Origin of the sequence: Sedimenticola sp., assembly GCF_050289425.1 — a bacterium.
In the GTDB taxonomy this organism is placed as follows: domain Bacteria; phylum Pseudomonadota; class Gammaproteobacteria; order Chromatiales; family Chromatiaceae; genus Sedimenticola.
In genome coordinates, this window is the sequence record NZ_JBNKFS010000016.1 from 72,359 (window position 1) to 88,213 (window position 15,855).

The 15,855-nt window shown below is 51.0% G+C and carries 14 protein-coding genes; 2 read left to right on the forward strand and 12 right to left on the reverse strand.

Annotation, left to right across the window (positions count from 1 at the left end; genetic code table 11):
* Positions 1-27 precede the first annotated feature (27 nt).
* The 8 genes from ACQY5R_RS12355 to ACQY5R_RS12390 form a co-directional block, all read right to left on the reverse strand.
* Complete coding sequence (locus ACQY5R_RS12355; RefSeq protein WP_428608846.1) at positions 28-1,806, reverse strand: AAA family ATPase; 1,779 nt, start codon at positions 1,804-1,806, stop codon at positions 28-30.
* The gene (gene aroB, locus ACQY5R_RS12360) at positions 1,781-2,896 is read right to left on the reverse strand and encodes a 3-dehydroquinate synthase (RefSeq protein ID WP_428608849.1); all 1,116 of its coding nucleotides are present in this window, start codon (positions 2,894-2,896) and stop codon (positions 1,781-1,783) included. The genes ACQY5R_RS12355 and aroB overlap by 26 nt, the downstream gene beginning before the upstream one ends.
* A 186-nt stretch (positions 2,897-3,082) precedes the next feature.
* Positions 3,083-3,601 (reverse strand): shikimate kinase AroK, encoded by a 519-nt coding sequence (gene aroK / locus ACQY5R_RS12365; RefSeq protein WP_428608851.1) that lies wholly within the window; start codon positions 3,599-3,601, stop codon positions 3,083-3,085.
* 183 nt (positions 3,602-3,784) lie between these two features.
* The gene (pilQ, locus tag ACQY5R_RS12370) at positions 3,785-5,962 is read right to left on the reverse strand and encodes a type IV pilus secretin PilQ (protein ID WP_428608853.1); all 2,178 of its coding nucleotides are present in this window, start codon (positions 5,960-5,962) and stop codon (positions 3,785-3,787) included.
* A gap of 7 nt (positions 5,963-5,969) precedes the next feature.
* Positions 5,970-6,503: a pilus assembly protein PilP gene (locus tag ACQY5R_RS12375; protein WP_428608855.1), complete on the reverse strand. Its 534-nt coding sequence runs from the start codon at positions 6,501-6,503 to the stop codon at positions 5,970-5,972.
* The gene (locus ACQY5R_RS12380; protein WP_428608857.1) at positions 6,503-7,087 is read right to left on the reverse strand and encodes a type 4a pilus biogenesis protein PilO; all 585 of its coding nucleotides are present in this window, start codon (positions 7,085-7,087) and stop codon (positions 6,503-6,505) included. The genes ACQY5R_RS12375 and ACQY5R_RS12380 overlap by 1 nt, the downstream gene beginning before the upstream one ends.
* Entirely contained in the window at positions 7,084-7,641 is a 558-nt protein-coding gene (locus ACQY5R_RS12385; RefSeq protein WP_428608859.1) for a PilN domain-containing protein, read from the reverse strand. Before ACQY5R_RS12385 ends, ACQY5R_RS12380 begins: the two co-directional genes overlap by 4 nt.
* 1 nt (position 7,642) lies before the next feature.
* A complete protein-coding gene (locus ACQY5R_RS12390; RefSeq protein WP_428608862.1) occupies positions 7,643-8,719 on the reverse strand; it encodes a pilus assembly protein PilM in 1,077 nt (358 codons plus the stop codon).
* 224 nt (positions 8,720-8,943) lie between these two features.
* On the opposite strand from ACQY5R_RS12390, the gene ACQY5R_RS12395 reads away from it, so the two are divergent.
* Together ACQY5R_RS12395 and ACQY5R_RS12400 are read left to right on the forward strand one after the other, a co-directional pair.
* Complete coding sequence (locus ACQY5R_RS12395; RefSeq protein WP_428608864.1) at positions 8,944-11,328, forward strand: penicillin-binding protein 1A; 2,385 nt, start codon at positions 8,944-8,946, stop codon at positions 11,326-11,328.
* Between the two features lie 14 nt (positions 11,329-11,342).
* Positions 11,343-11,948, forward strand: a complete 606-nt coding sequence (locus ACQY5R_RS12400) for a hypothetical protein (RefSeq protein WP_428608865.1) — start codon at positions 11,343-11,345, stop codon at positions 11,946-11,948.
* On the opposite strand, the gene ACQY5R_RS12405 is transcribed toward ACQY5R_RS12400, so the two are convergent.
* The 4 genes from ACQY5R_RS12405 to hemW all read right to left on the reverse strand — a co-directional run bounded on the left by ACQY5R_RS12405 (position 11,945) and on the right by hemW (position 15,817).
* Positions 11,945-13,240, reverse strand: coding sequence for a citrate synthase (locus tag ACQY5R_RS12405; protein ID WP_428608867.1), 1,296 nt, complete (start codon positions 13,238-13,240; stop codon positions 11,945-11,947). The genes ACQY5R_RS12400 and ACQY5R_RS12405 overlap by 4 nt on opposite strands.
* 566 nt (positions 13,241-13,806) lie before the next feature.
* Positions 13,807-14,010 (reverse strand): 50S ribosomal protein L31, encoded by a 204-nt coding sequence (gene rpmE, locus ACQY5R_RS12410; RefSeq protein ID WP_260293002.1) that lies wholly within the window; start codon positions 14,008-14,010, stop codon positions 13,807-13,809.
* A gap of 92 nt (positions 14,011-14,102) precedes the next feature.
* Positions 14,103-14,465, reverse strand: a complete 363-nt coding sequence (locus ACQY5R_RS12415) for a DUF3135 domain-containing protein (protein ID WP_428608869.1) — start codon at positions 14,463-14,465, stop codon at positions 14,103-14,105.
* 188 nt (positions 14,466-14,653) lie between these two features.
* A complete protein-coding gene (gene hemW / locus ACQY5R_RS12420) occupies positions 14,654-15,817 on the reverse strand; it encodes a radical SAM family heme chaperone HemW (protein WP_428608871.1) in 1,164 nt (387 codons plus the stop codon).
* Positions 15,818-15,855: the final 38 nt, after the last annotated feature.

The window sequence follows — 15,855 nt, forward strand, 5'->3', positions numbered from 1 at the left end:
GGAGTGTGCGGTGCAGCATTCTACCTGTCACCGATCAAGCGCCGCGCGGATTGACGCATAGGTACGTGGCCAGGCATCGCCTTTACGCAATGATGGGGGCAGTGTAGCACGTCCCTTTAGCGCAGCGGACCTATCGGCGTAGACCCCGTAGATAACCGAAAACCACGCTTGCCCAGAACGAGTCGTCTTAAAATAGGCGATGTCGCCTTTCAACCGATGCTGCTTAATAAAACGCTTGGCCGCCGCCTCATCATGAACGCCCACCAGCTGAAGCGTGTAACTCCCAGGCGAATGGGTCAATATCCATTGCTCGTCCTTGATCGGCTTTTCCGTGACGACCGTTTGCTGTTCAACCGGCCTGTTCTGCGGTGCATCTATTTCGGATTCTGATTTTGGCTGTGCTACTTCCAATTTATCCTCATCTGCCACGACAGACTCGACCGGAGACGAGGCGTGGTCTCGCTCTGCCTGGCCTGAATCATCCAGCCCGATAGGCGGCATGACCGGCGATGGAGAGCCCCCTTCATCTGCTTCCAAACCGCCTGTTCCCCTTTCAGACAACTCCCTATCCGCCGCCTCTGGGTACGCATCTAATACCGACTCCATAGACGCTGCGTCCGCCTCCCGCGTTATTTCTTGTGGAGCACGACTCATCGGTTTAGGCTCACTCGTCGCCCGTGAACTCAATTCAGGCAACGCCAAATCCGTTTCGGACTGCGAGGGGGTGGTCGCTTCAATCTCCTGTTTACCCACTACATCCGGCCCAACGCCAATGTTCATTTGTTCTGCGGGAGGAGAGAGTTCAGGTAATGGGAGGGGCCGCAGTCCACCCTCGACAACAGAGGCCTCTTCCTGCTGAGGGGAAGTCCGCTTGGTTTCACCGAACAAGCGATTGATCTCATCCTGAAACACCAGTGTCAGCAACAACACCAGCACCAATATAGGTGTTCCGATTAAAACCGGTTTAGGCAAATCAGACAAAATCGACGGAACAGTGGTGGTTTTTCGGACCACGGCCCTGTTGTCCGGCTCAACCGTTGACCGTACGGAAGTCGAGAAGGCATCTTTTAGACGCTCCTCCAATACACCCGGCACACCATCCGCCCCTTTGATAATCCGATCAATTCTGGAAGGCAGTAGCGTTAAAGACTCCTGAGCGCTGGCGGTATCCAGCAAAAAACCAATAAACGCCTTTGCTTGGTCCGCATCAAACACTGGCATATCAAGTGACTGAATCGACTGAAGATTCATCGCCTGCAGCTGAGGCGTCTGTAACTGAGCGGAAATCTCGGGAGTGGCGAAGAGAATCACTCTGATCAATGCCCGATTCCCCGGGCGTCGCTCAAACAATCTAAATAGCGCTATCAATGTTGCGACCGGCAAGAGTTGCGCATCATCGATCATGATCACCGGCAAGCGCCCCGCCGCGTGAAGCATTTCAAAGCGCCTCAGCAGCTCATCGATATCCATGGCCGCCGAAGTGGTAACACCAAATTTTCGAAACAAGAAGGAAAAGAATTGATCGGGCTGAAGCATATGATCAGCATTAAGTGTGCAAAGTATCCACTCTTCCCGAGACAACTTGCGGAATTGCTGCAGTAGCGTACTTTTCCCCGAACCACTCGCCCCCCTGATCAGCAGTATCTTTTCACTGTTATCGGTCAAGTGCCGCAACAGGTCTAGACGTTGCCTGAGTTGGGGGGTGGAAAAAAAAGGGTCCGTTCTCCTCTGAATAGGAGTCCTATCTTGCATACGAGAGGATTCTGCGCTTTCTGCAGCGTCAGCTGGTCGCTCTTCCATACTCATTCAGGGTCGCCTGCAAAAGATCCGAATCAAATTCATCGGTTACCACTGAATAGCCCAGTTGCTTCATCAGGACCAAGCGAATTTTCTGTTCCAGCACCTTTTTATCAACCGACATCAGGTTCATAAACTGATCCGCACTAATACTCTCTGGCGGGGAGGTGGGTAATCCAGCCCGGGATATCAGCGATTCGATACGGGATTGATCGGCAGCGTCGATCCATCCCAAGCGGCGGGAGAAATCTGCCGCCATGCAGATGCCGGCACCAACTGCCTCGCCGTGCAGCCAAGCTCCGTAACCCATTCCCGTTTCAATGGCATGGCCAAAGGTATGCCCGAGATTGAGCAGTGCGCGATTTCCAGCCTCCCGCTCATCTGCTGCGACAACCACTGCTTTGTCGTTACAGGAGCGCTCAATGGCATACGCTAATGATGCCTGATCACGCTCCATCAGTTTATCTATATGCTGTTCCAACCATGTGAAAAACTCAGGATCGCCAATCAGCCCATATTTGATCACTTCGGCCAGACCGGCTGAAAGCTGGCGGTTATCCAAAGTGGATAGGGTTTGTATATCGGCGATCACGCACTGGGGCTGATAAAACGCGCCGATCATATTTTTCCCAAGAGGGTGATTGACGCCGGTTTTACCGCCAACCGAAGAATCCACCTGGGCAAGAAGTGTAGTAGGCACTTGAATAAAATAGACACCACGCTGATAACACGCCGCGGCAAAACCCGCCATATCACCCACCACACCACCACCAAGACCAATGACGGTGCAACGGCGATCGAAGCGCTTTTCTAATAACTTATCTATGATCTGTTGCCAAACCAACAGACTTTTATATTGCTCACCGTCCGGCAGTATCACCGAATCTACCTGATACCCCTGCAACGCCGATTTAACTTGTTCCAGATAGAGCGGCGCCACCGTGGCATTCGACACAACCAGCACTTGCTGTCCGTGTATATGAGGCTGATACAACGAACTGTCGCCAATTAAGCCCGTACCAATATAAATGGGGTAGGTTCGCTCAGCGAGATTAACGTTTAAGATACTGATTGGGTTATTCATTGCCTGATTTTTCATCAACTACTCGACAGAAGCAAAGAGCTCAAAGCTCCGATAGGCACATTACATAGACTACAAACGGCAGAAGATGGCCCCCGCTCGCCAAATAGAATCACCTGAAACACCTAACATACGGTTGATGACGTGTATTTCTCGGCTACTTGGAGGCTCTCGTGGAGCACATTAATCGGATCTTTCTCCCGATCACTCTGCCCTAAGCTTTCGGACTATTTCATTTGCCACCGCCGTGGCACTGCGCTTTTCCGAGGTTACGATAATATCCGCCGTCTCCCGATATAGTGGATCTCGCTCCTCCATCAACGCCTGCAAGGTTCCGAGAGGATTTTTGGTCTGCAGCAGCGGTCGGCTTCTATCTCTCAATGTGCGCTCATACTGCTGTTCTGGACTGCAGTAGAGATAGACCACAAAACCACGACTGCTCAGATTACGCCGATTATCCGGGTTAAGAATAGAGCCGCCGCCTGTCGCCAACACCAAACTGCCGCGCTGAGTCAGATCATCAATCACGGCACTTTCCCGTTTCCGAAACCCCTCTTCACCCTCGTAATCAAATATAGTAGGGATATCGACACCGGTTCGACGCTGTATTTCATGGTCGGTATCGTCAAAATCCAGCCCAAGCAGCGACGCCACCTGGCGCCCGATGGTGCTTTTCCCAGCCCCCATGGGCCCAATCAAAAAGATGTTGTTTGGATGATTCATAGACAGCTAGGTATGCCAGATTTCGTATCAACAGACAATAACAAATGGACCATTAATACTAATCGCCAGGCATATTAAGGGCAATCTTCTGCCACTGATAACAACCACACCAATTGCCGGCACAAAATGAGAAGGGCCTATCCCAAGATAGACCCTTCTTGGCTAAACCAACTTAACTCCGTATCAACGGGCCGTCAGGGTATCCTTCAGTATTTTAGGCGTAACAAAGATCAGCAGCTCCTTGTTTTCGTCCTTACGCAACTCCTGTTTGAACAAAAACCCAACATAGGGTAGATCACCAAAGAATGGAACACGCTCTTTATTGTGGGTTTCCGTTCTCTCGAACACCCCACCTAATACAACTGTTTCGCCATTATCAACCAAAACCGAAGTCTCAATCTGCCTGGTATCGACGGGCGGCACACCTAAAATGGAACGCGAGAAATCAGGATTATCCTTGGTGATACTTAGATCCATAATAACCCGGTCATCAGGCGTGATGTGCGGCGTCACTTCAAGCTTCAGTACAGCTTCTTTAAATGAAACACTGGTGGCACCACTAGAACTCGCTTCCTGATACGGCACCTCAACACCTTGCTTGATAACGGCCGTCTTCTGGTCGGAGGTCACTACCCTGGGGCTTGAAACAATCTCACCTTTTCCCTCGGTCTGCATGGCGGACAGCTCAAGCTGCAACAGGTAGGAACCTAACTTACCGATAACAAAGTCAATGGAGCCGCTTGGGGCAGTTGCCGGCAGATTTACTAACAACGATTGCTGGCCTTCCCCTGCCGGATTTTCAATACCCGGAGACAGAGCAGTAGTACTGCCCAAGAATCCTTCCTGGCCACCACCAATAATGGCAAAATTATCATCCGCACGCAGCTCAGTAGACAGACCAAATCGGACACCGATATCCTTCGAGAAATCATCGTTTGCTATCACGACCCGTGATTCGATCAATACCTGCCTAACCGGAATATCCAGTTTATTGATCAAACGGCGAATATCTTCCAATTTCGCGGCAGTATCTCTAACCAGTAGAGTATTGGTTCGTTCATCAAAGGTAACATTCCCTCTTTCCGGCGTTAACAGCTGATTGCTTTCGCTCTTTAATAGCTTCTGAATATCATCCGCCTTGGCAAAATTGAGCTGTATATATTCCGAAAACAGTGGAGCAAGCTCCTCAATCTGGCGCTGAGATTCAAGCTCCAGCTTCTCTCTCGCCGCGATCTCTTCAGTAGGTGCAATCAACAGCACGTTACCATTCTGCCGCATCGAGAGGCCGCGTGTTTTCAGAATAATACTAAGCGCCTGGTCCCAGGGAACATTCTTCAGCCGCAGGGTGATATTGCCGGTTACGGTATCTGACGTGACCAGATTCAAGCCGGTAAAATCAGCCAATAGCTGGAGAACCGCACGCACTTCAATGTCTTGGAAGTTGAGTGACAACCGCTCGCCAGTGAAGGTCTCCTTGCGGCGTTGAATCTCCTCTTTTTCTTCTTTAGTCAGCGCCCGGAACTCAATGGTAAACAGATCGTTCGCCTGATAGGCGAGGTGTTCATATTCACCCTTTGCCGTGATCTCGATATGTACATTCTCACCCTGACTCGTGACTTCAAACTCCTTGACTGGAGTAGCGAAATCCCCAACATCAAATTTGCGCATCAGTCGCTCTGGCAGTGATGTTTTGAGTATATCCAACACCACTCTGCCCGCCTCTTCACGCATATCCACAGCGGCAGCGGGATTACCCAGCGTCAAAATTACTTGACCTTCGCCCCCATCACCACGTCTGAAATCCACATTGCGCAAGCTATCTGCCGAGCCAGCAGTCGCCTCTTTGTCCATGCTGCCCATAACCGGCGATTGCATAGTCGGGGCCGTACTACTAGAGGCTACTTGCGCACCACCCTTGATGGTGATTTCAAGCTGATTGCCATTCACAGCAATATCATGCCCCGTCGACTCAACCAAGTTGACCACCACTCGAGTGCGGTCGCCCGCCTCGATCGCGGTTACACTGCGCGCCATCCCGATGCCGATAGCCTGTGTCTTACTCGCCAACCCGTTTGACATGCCATAAAAATCCAGCGCGATGCGCGCAGGATTATCGGTGGTAAACATCTGTGGCTTATCAATGGGTCCCTCTGCACGCAGTGTGATAACTACATCATCACCCGGCAAAGCGGAAAACGACAGCTCCTTCAGTACATTTTCTGCTGCGGAAACAGGCACGATTGAACAAAGAAATAGGAGAAAAACAGTTACGAACAGCCGTCGACAATTCATCCGATTTAACACATTGCCCTCAGCTTGGTTCCACCGTTTCAATTCGAGTGGTTTATTTTTCATCAACATAGCCCTGTTACTCTCCTGCCAATGCCAGCGAAGCTTGCCGCTCTCGGTAGCCACCCTGACCGTCCGGAATAATCTCCGTCAATTCAACCTGGGTTTCACTAACTTGGGTTATCTGGCCATGATTTTTCCCCAGATAATTGCCCGCTTTTACCCGATGAATTGTCTTCTCTTGTGTCTGAATAAGCGCCCATGTGACACCAAGTTGCTCAAGAAGTCCCACCATGCGTAGTGAATCAAGCGGATAGCTTTCCAGCTCTTCCTTGCGGCGATTAAAATCTGGCATCAAACCATTGCCAGTACTCTGCCCTACCGTCTCCTCACCCTGCAGCTGAGACTCGAATGGGCTTCGGCGCCCATCGCTTATGTAGGCAAACGTTTCAATTGGCTTAATTTCAGGCAGCGGCTCAATGTGCCCCGCCTTTCTAGACTTCACCTCATCCACATAACTCTTGAGATCATGCATGCTCCTGTCAGCACATGCCGCTAATAAAAAAGCCGCACTAAGTGCCGGTACGAGACGAATGATTTTTTTATAACGCATCAATTCGCCTCCTCTTCCAGATAACGGTAAGTTTTAGCTGTGGCGGACATCACCAGCTCACCTTCCTTACGCGGAGAAACCGAAACATCATGAATCGTTACGATGCGCGGAAGGGCCGCCAAGCCACTGATAAAAGCTCCCAGCTCATGATAAGTGCCATACACAACCAACTTAATGGGCAGTTCCGCATAGAATTCTCTAGGCACTTCATCTTGTGGGTCAAACAACTCAAACTCCAATCCGGAAGCCAATCCTGTTTGCGACACATCCACCAGCAAATCCGCCACTTCGGTTTTGTTCGGCAATTGTCGCAGCATGGCTCCAAAAGATTGCTTCATCTCTTCAAGCTGCTTTTTGTATTTTTCGAGATTGACTGCTTTGGCCTGCTTGCGCTCAAACTCCAACCGCAGCGTCTGTTCCTTTTTTTCAGCTGTATCCAGGGCAACAAGCTGCTCTTCAGTATTAAAGTAGTACCACCCCACGCCCACGCCAACACACAGCAGGATAATAATGAACGCCTTTACTGGCGTTGGCCAATTACCGATATTATTGATATCAAGTTCATTCAGTTCCTGAAGGTTCATTGCTGATCCCCTTTATCCTTGTTCCGGTCAATCTGCTTTGCCGTCAGGATGAATGTGCCCTTTGATTTTTCGGTGCTGGTAATCACCTGCAACGCAGGCCCGCCTAGCCAGGAAGACGATTCAATATTACGCATGTAAGCTGAAACCCGGGCATTGGATTCGGCAATACCATTCAGCGTGATCGCGCCACCTTTCTGTTCCAACTTGGTCAAATGGGTACCATCCGGAATGGTTGTCACTAACTCATCAAACAGATGGACAATCTGGGGCCGGCTCCCCTGCAGTGACTGGATAACATTCATGCGGGCAATCAGCTGCGCCTTCTGCTTTTCTAACTCCTTAATCTCTTTAATCTTTTTATCGACGATGGCAATTTCCTGACCAAGATAGTTATTGCGATTTTCCTGGTGGCTAATCATATCTTCGATATAAAAATGGACACCGCCGCATGCCGCCCCCGCTAAAATCAATGCCAACAGAACCGCCATGCCAAAATCTTTTTGGCGCTTTTTCCTGAGATTTTCCCGCCAGGGAAGTAGATTAATATGAGCCATATCAGTCGAAACTCCTTAATGCGAGTCCGCAGGCAATCATCAGCGATGGCGCATCATTGCTCAACCCCTGGGGTTTTACATTGGACGATACGGACATGTTCGCAAAGGGGTTGGCTACAATCGTCGGAGTGCCTATTTTTTCTTCGATCAGCTCATCTACACCTGGAATTGATGAACTCCCACCCGCCAAGATGATGTGATCGACGCTGTTATAGGCACTGGATGAAAAAAAGAACTGCAGTGATCGGCTAACCTGTTGAGCCATCGCCTCTTTGAACGGCTCCAGCACTTCAGGCACATAATTGTCCGGAAGCCCTCCTTGACGTTTAGCCATTCCAGCCTCTTCATGGGAGAGACCGTATCGCCGCTGGATTTCCTCAGTCAGCTGTCTGCCTCCGAAGTTTTGCTCCCGGGTATAGATGATTTTGCCATTGCGAAGCACATTCAGTGTAGTGGTGGTCGCGCCGATATCGGCAATCGCGACCGTCTGGTCATCACCACTGTCCGGGAGTTGATCAGAAATCTGGGAGAAGGCATTCTCCATCGCATAGGCTTCGACATCGACAACGCTGGCCGTTAGCCCAGCTATCTCCAGCGCTGCGACACGGTCGTCGACATTTTCACTACGGGATGCCGCCAGCAATACATCCATCATCTCCGGATTTTTCTCGGACGAACCAAGAATCTCAAAATCCAGATTAACCTCTTCAAGTGGGTAGGGGATATATTGGTCGGCTTCCAGTTGAATTTGACTCTCCATCTCGGCATCCGAGAGTGAAGCAGGCATAGTGATGATCTTGGTAATAACGGCCGAGCCCGAAACCGCAACGGCCGCCTGGCGAGCCTTGGTACCCGATCGTCGAACCACGTTCTGAATCGCTTGGCCAACCGCATCAACATCGGCGATGTTTTTTTCCACTACCGCATTGGCCGGTAGCGGTTCCACGGCGTAGGCCTCAACCCGGTATTGGGCGCCTGATCTACCTGAAGACTTGCTCAACTCCAACAACTTGACAGCTGTCGAACTGATATCCAGCCCAAGCACCGCCTGCTTCTTGGATCCGAAAAAAGGGACCATCGCGTTTCCTTTCTCGCAATTATAATATGGCTTTACGGAGAACTTTTAGGTTTTCCTTTAATTAGAATAGTTAACTATATAGCAGTAAATGATTTTCTTGTGAAGTATTTTTTCTCTAAGACTGTCACAACAACACATATTTGTTAGTATAGCCACATATTCCGGACAATATATTCTGGATTCCCATCAATACTCAATCCGTGAACTGGCTCATGAAGTGGTTAATGAAACTGATCAAGTTTTTCCTTTGGCTAAGCCTGCTGGGATCCCTCGCCGGGGCGATCTCCGTGGCCTCACTCTACTACTATCTTGAGCCAACGCTTCCTCCGATCGAAAACCTGAAGAGCGTTAAATTCCAGGTCCCGCTCAGGATCTTTTCTGCCGACAACAAACTGATCGCCGAATTTGGTGAAATGCGCCGCATCCCCTTGGTATACAACGCCATCCCTGAGCGCATGGTTCAAGCATTTTTAGCTGCCGAGGACGATCGTTTTTTTGAGCACCCGGGGGTGGATTATAAAGGGCTAATGCGTGCCGCTTATCAACTTTTGTTAACCGGCGAGCGCCGTCAGGGCGGCAGCACCATCACCATGCAGGTCGCAAGAAATTTCTTCCTGTCCAGTGAAAAAACCTTTACCCGAAAATTCAGCGAAATCTTCCTTTCTCTTCGCATCGAACACGAACTGACTAAACAGGAGATCCTGGAGCTATACCTTAATAAGATATATATGGGCAATCGCGCCTATGGAGTCGGTGCGGCAGCCATGGTCTATTACGGCAAAACCGTGGACCAGCTGACGCTGCCACAAATCGCCATGATTGCGGGACTCCCCAAAGCGCCTTCCCGCTACAATCCCCTTGCCGACCCGGAGCGGTCACTCCAGCGCAGGGATTATGTTATCGGCCGCATGGCTAAATTGGGCTTCATATCCGATTCGGAAGAACAAGAGGCTCGATCAACCCCTATCACTGCCTCCCTGCACACAGCCCAAACTGAAGTTGAAGCACCCTATATTGCCGAGATGGTGCGGGCCGAGATGTTTGAACGTTACGGTAATGATGCATATACCACCGGCTTTAATGTCCATACCACTATTAGCAGCACGCTGCAGACAGTAGCCAACAGGGCAGTCAGGCACAACCTACAAGCCTATGACCAGAGACATGGATATCGTGGCGCTGAACTGCACTTGGAGTTATCGGGTAGTGAAGACGACCAGGCACTGGATGCCCTCCTCAGGGATCACAGGATAATCGGCGACCTTTTACCGGCGCTTGTCACGGGCGTCGAGGAGAAAAGCGCCGAACTTTACCTGGGCGAAGGCCGCCACGTAAAGCTCACCTGGGAGGGACTGGAGTGGGCGCGACCCTTTAAGAACGAGAATCGAGTCGGCCCAAAACCACAACGTGCCGATGAGACCCTAAAACCTGGCGACCTGGTTCGCCTGCTTGAGTCTGCGGATGATCATGACACTCACTTTCGCCTTGCCCAAATACCTGCCGTGGAAAGCGCCTTTGTGTCACTGTTGCCAGACAATGGCGCCATCCAGGCGCTTACAGGAGGCTACGATTTTTATCACAGCAAATTCAATCGGGTCACGCAAGCGATGCGCCAACCTGGCTCAGGCTTTAAGGCCATCATCTATTCAGCCGCTCTTGAGGCCGGCTTTACCGCTGCCAGCTTGATCAACGACGCCCCCGTAGTGTTCGACGACCCAAGTCTGGAAGGCGCCTGGCGTCCGGAGAACTACAGTGGAAAATTCTTTGGGCCCACTCGATTACGCTACGCCCTCACTAAATCACGCAATCTGGTTTCAATCCGCCTGCTCCGATCCATGGGCATAGAGCACGCCCTCGAGCATGCCAAAAAATTCGGTTTTGACCCAAACAATCTGCCACACAATCTGTCGCTGGCTTTAGGCAGCGGAGCCGTTACGCCACTCCAGATGGCATCGGCCTATGCCATACTGGCGAATGGCGGGTACAAAATAACACCCTATTTTATCGATCGCATTGAGAGCGAAACGGGCGAAATACTTTTCCAAGCCACTCCCAATACAGTTTGTGAAAGCTGCACCGGAGAAAGTCCCAACAACCTACCAATCGCACAGCGGGTCATTTCACCCCAAAATCACTATCTAATGAACTCGATGATGCGTGATGTGATCACACGAGGCACAGGCATAAAAGCCCGCTCATTGGGACGAAAGGACTTGGCCGGGAAAACGGGTACCACCAATGACCAGAGAGATGCCTGGTTCAACGGATTTAACCGCTCCCTGGTTGCCATCACCTGGGTCGGCTTCGACTCTTCCAAGCCACTTGGCCGAGGTGAAGTAGGCGGTCGGGCGGCCTTGCCCGCCTGGATCGAATTTATGCAGACGGCACTGAAAGATATTCCTGAGCTACCACTTAAGGTGCCGACTGGAATGGTCACCGTACGCATCGACCCCAAAACAGGAAAACGCGCCAGCGTGGATCAGGAAGACGCCATTTTTGAAGTATTTCGCAGTGAATATGCGCCCAAGGAGCTCTCCAGTGAAGCCGTCACCAATACTGGATCGGGCAAAACCGGCAAGGGAACGACCAGCGAAGAGCAGATTTTCTAACCAGGAGCATAGCCATGCCCCGTCGCTCATCACCTCGCTCACTCAAACATCAAATCGCCATTGAAGCGGCCCAATTGATCGCTGAGCAGAGTGACCTCAGTTATGAACAGGCCCGCACCAAGGCCGCCAAGCGGCTCCGGTGTACCGACCAAAGACAACTACCAGAAAATCGTGAAATAGAACTAGCCCTGAAAAGCCACCTGCAACTCTTCCAACCTACAGAGCAGAATTTACAACTTAGACAGCATCGGGAAAGTGCGGTAAAGGCGATGCAGTTGTTCAACGACTTTCAACCGCGCTTGGTTGGGCCGGTATTGAGCGGGGTCGCAAACCGCTATACACCTATAACGCTGATACTTTTCTCAGAAACGGTGGAAGCGATCGCCATTTCACTGATTGAGTGGAAAATACCCTGCAGGCAACGCGAAGTAACCCTGGACTACGGCAACAAGAAGCGAGCCACCCGAACAGTGTTCAGCTTCCATGCCGGTGAACACGAAATTGAACTGCTGGTATTACCTGCATCCGATCGGCACAATCTGCCACTGGACCCGACAGAAGGACGCCCCCATAAGGGGGCGTCGCTGGACCAACTTTTAAAGCTGCTTGCCGTCGATTAACGCTTATTTACTGGTACATAATCGCGTTTCGGCGCACCGGTGTAGAGCTGACGGGGACGTCCAATACGGAACTCGGGATCATCCATCATCTCCATCCAGTGAGCGACCCAGCCAACGGTCCTGGCCACAGCAAACATCACCGTAAACATGCTGGTTGGAATACCCAGTGCCTGATAGATAATACCGGAGTAGAAGTCCACATTTGGATACAGCTTACGCTCGACGAAGTACTCGTCCTCCAGAGCCACCTGCTCAAGACGTAGGGCCAACTCAAACAGCGGATTGTCGTTATCCTTCAAGTTCTCCAACACCTCATGGCACACCTCACGAATCAGGGTGGCGCGCGGGTCAAAGTTTTTGTAAACGCGATGACCGAAGCCCATCAGGCGGAACGGATCATCCTTGTCTTTCGCTTTAGCGATGTACTTATCGATCTGCGAAACGTCGCCGATCTCATTCAGCATATCGAGCACCGCTTCATTGGCGCCACCATGGGACGGCCCCCACAGTGAGGCGATACCGGCTGCGATACAGGCAAACGGGTTGGCCTGGGAACTACCAGAAAGACGCACGGTGGAGGTACTGGCGTTCTGCTCATGATCTGCATGCAAAATGAACAGCGTATTGATGGCCTTCACCGCAACGGGATCCGGGGTGTATTCCTCACATGGGTTGCTGAACATCATGCGCAGGAAGTTTTCACAATAATCCAGATCGTTTCGCGGATAGATGAACGGTTCGCCGACATTGTGCTTATAGCTGGCCGCCGCAATGGTCGGCATCTTAGCAATCAGCCGGTGAGCAGAAATTTCACGGTGACGAGGGTTGTTGATATCCAAAGAGTCGTGATAGAAGGCAGAGAGCGATCCGACCACACCGACCATGATGCCCATCGGATGCGCATCGTACTGAAAACCATCGAAGAAGTTCTTCAAGGTCTCTTTGATCATCGTGTGGTGACGAATGGTGTTATCAAATTTCGCGAACTCTTCGGCAGAAGGAAGCTCGCCATACATAAGCAGATACGCCACCTCTAAAAAGCTCGACTCCTTGGCCAACTGCTCGATGGGATAACCGCGATAACGCAGGATACCCTTGTCACCATCGATGTAAGTGATGGAGCTGCGGCAGCTTGCTGTAGCAACAAAGCCGGGGTCATAGGTGAACATCCCGGTATTCTTATAAAGGGTCGAGATATCCGCGACTTCAGGTCCTTCAGTGCCCTTGTATACGGGCAAGTCTACAGAGGTTCCATCCACTTCGTTGGTTAAGGTTACTTTTTTATCTGACATAAGTTCACTTTCTCCTGCCATAAACTGGCTAACTGACCTTTTATATAACAGTCGGCCGATCAGAACAACCCCTTAAGCATATAATAGGATGGTCATCCAAACATTATTTCGGCAACATTACTTGAATTCTAGGCCGTTTTTTACACAAACATCTATCTTTATCACGCCGGCTTGCGCTATCCGCCGGAATTTTGCAACTGCAGCAATGCTACCAAAATTATATTTGGACGCAATGACTGCATTTTTTAATACAGCTTATTGAAATAATGAATACTGCCGTATGCCCGATAGCGAAGAGTTGCCGAGACGCGTTAAGCATAGACCATCGGAGTGAAAACGGTTCCGGCAGAGTGTTCAGACCGAAACCGGGGTACACCAAAAAGAGTAGGGCGGATACGCGCCATCCATACCGGCACATCCAGGAGCCAGGTACTTCTCGGCATCAGTTCGTCCCTGTACAAATCCACCCTCACGCATCCAGCGTTTGGTGGTCAAACATCCTATTCTTGGGTAAAAATAAAAGGCACCGAAGTGCCTTTTATTTATTTCTCTACATGACGCTACGCTTAACCGCGCGAATAGCGCTTGCGGAATTTATCTACACGGCCAGCGGTATCCATGATCTTCTGTTTTCCAGTGAAGAATGGATGGCAGGCTGAGCAGACTTCCACATGCAGATCCTCACACAGCGCAGAACGGGTGGTAAACTCGTTCCCGCAGCTGCAGGCCACTTTAATCTCTTCGTATTTGGGGTGGATATCCGCTTTCATGACAGCCTCTGAATAAACTCAAACTACCCGCACATTGAGACGGGGTGAACGGGGCATTATATCCAACAACAAACACATCCGCAATACTAGGCCTAGTGCCGTGCGCCACTACCCGGCACCAATGGGATCACTTTTGCCGACCGCGTCCGCTTCAGCTTGGCCGAATAGTGTTCCCTGCTGAGGGAGTGAAGCCTCTCAACCAATCCCCCTTCACCCATCATCTGTTCCCACATCATCCTGGATAAGCGAATGCAGGCCCCCATGGGATTTTCACAACGACGGCGCTCCTGATCAATACGCCACTGCAGTCTGCGCAGGCGATCATGCTGTTCCTTCGGCGCCTGCTCAATCACCTCATTGATCTTCGCCCGGCGCAAGGCCTCAAAGGCAGACAGGTCTGTACTGGCCAACTTCAACCACTTATCAAAATCCAGCCTGTCGTCAGTCTGCTCCATTGACCGTCCTCCTTACCGCTACACCTTAAATGGCCTGCCAAATAGTAAAATCGGCCGCCTCTAAGCAAAATCCTAGCACAGAGAGAAGCTTAGCGCCTACCAGCGGACAGCGATTCGTCAGCACTAAACGATTGATATTTAAAAAAAGTTTTCACTTACTGAAGTAACCTACCACGCGACAAGGGTTTTCAAATCAATCCGGCTATTACGTCATCCAAAAACAGCCAGCCCGATTCCGACGTACCTATCACGCCTCCCTCCCGCACCAGCAACCCCTGCTCCAGCGGCTGACGCAAGCGATCCCACAAATAGGACTCGTCTAGACCCGTCCGTTGTACAAACAGGGCCGCCCCAAATCCATCTTTTAACCGCAGTGCATTCATCATAAATTCGATAAATAGATCTTTTGCGCTCAGTCTATTTTGTCCGGATAGGGCCGCCGCACTGCCCGCAAGCCGCAGATATTCAGCCGGCCCCCTGGTACGCCAACGACGCTCCACCTGCCAAGGCGATACCGTCGTCAGCTTTCCATGAGCTCCGGCACCTATCCCAATATAATCGCCAAACCGCCAATAGTTGAGGTTGTGCCGGCAGCTCTTATTCTGGCGAGCATAGGCAGACACCTCATATTGCCGGTAACCCGCCCGCTCCAACAGCCGACGACCTTCTAACTGAATAGCCGCAGCAGGATCGTCAGCCGGCATCGCCTCTGGTGGTTGTCGATAAAACGGGGTGTTGGGTTCAAGCGTTAACTGGTAATAAGAGATGTGATCGGGCTTTGCCTCGATAGCCATTCGTACATCCGCTCGCGCCATTTCCAGCGTCTGCCCAGGCAAACCACACATCAGATCGAGGTTGAATGATTCAAATCCCGACTCATGGACGCTGGCAATCGCCTGCAGAACCTCATCCTGACCGTGAATTCGACCAATCTGCGCCAAGGATTCGGAATGAAAACTCTGCACGCCGATAGAGAGACGATTAACACCCGCTTCCCGATAGCCCAGATAACGCCCGCACTCGAAGGTGCCCGGATTCGCCTCCAACGTCACCTCCATCTCCTCTGTACAGGCAATACGGCTTTTAACCCCCGTTAACAAGTTTTCAATTGATTGCTCCGAAAACAGGCTTGGCGTACCCCCTCCGATAAATAGGGTCTGTAGCGCTCGATCCTTGATAGCCGGGTTGGATAATTCAAAATCCAGATCCGCCAGCAAAGCCTCGACATAGGCCTTCTCCGGCACACCTGTACGCAGCTCATGGGAATTGAAATCACAATAAGGGCACTTACGCACACACCAGGGAAGATGAATATAGAGCCCCAAAGGAGGCAATTCCGGCATTTGACTCATCCCATACTCCTCACCAACCAACGTCATCAAAAACGGTT

Bases quoted from the DNA above. Each gene is read 5' to 3' on its own strand.
- ACQY5R_RS12355 (WP_428608846.1), bottom strand. From the start codon at position 1,806: ATGAGTATGGAAGAGCGACCAGCTGACGCTGCAGAAAGCGCAGAATCC.
- aroB (WP_428608849.1), bottom strand. From the start codon at position 2,896: ATGAAAAATCAGGCAATGAATAACCCAATCAGTATCTTAAACGTTAAT.
- aroK (WP_428608851.1), bottom strand. From the start codon at position 3,601: ATGAATCATCCAAACAACATCTTTTTGATTGGGCCCATGGGGGCTGGG.
- pilQ (WP_428608853.1), bottom strand. From the start codon at position 5,962: ATGTTGATGAAAAATAAACCACTCGAATTGAAACGGTGGAACCAAGCT.
- ACQY5R_RS12375 (WP_428608855.1), bottom strand. From the start codon at position 6,503: ATGCGTTATAAAAAAATCATTCGTCTCGTACCGGCACTTAGTGCGGCT.
- ACQY5R_RS12380 (WP_428608857.1), bottom strand. From the start codon at position 7,087: ATGAACCTTCAGGAACTGAATGAACTTGATATCAATAATATCGGTAAT.
- ACQY5R_RS12385 (WP_428608859.1), bottom strand. From the start codon at position 7,641: ATGGCTCATATTAATCTACTTCCCTGGCGGGAAAATCTCAGGAAAAAG.
- ACQY5R_RS12390 (WP_428608862.1), bottom strand. From the start codon at position 8,719: ATGGTCCCTTTTTTCGGATCCAAGAAGCAGGCGGTGCTTGGGCTGGAT.
- ACQY5R_RS12395 (WP_428608864.1), top strand. From the start codon at position 8,944: ATGAAACTGATCAAGTTTTTCCTTTGGCTAAGCCTGCTGGGATCCCTC.
- ACQY5R_RS12400 (WP_428608865.1), top strand. From the start codon at position 11,343: ATGCCCCGTCGCTCATCACCTCGCTCACTCAAACATCAAATCGCCATT.
- ACQY5R_RS12405 (WP_428608867.1), bottom strand. From the start codon at position 13,240: ATGTCAGATAAAAAAGTAACCTTAACCAACGAAGTGGATGGAACCTCT.
- rpmE (WP_260293002.1), bottom strand. From the start codon at position 14,010: ATGAAAGCGGATATCCACCCCAAATACGAAGAGATTAAAGTGGCCTGC.
- ACQY5R_RS12415 (WP_428608869.1), bottom strand. From the start codon at position 14,465: ATGGAGCAGACTGACGACAGGCTGGATTTTGATAAGTGGTTGAAGTTG.
- hemW (WP_428608871.1), bottom strand. From the start codon at position 15,817: ATGAGTCAAATGCCGGAATTGCCTCCTTTGGGGCTCTATATTCATCTT.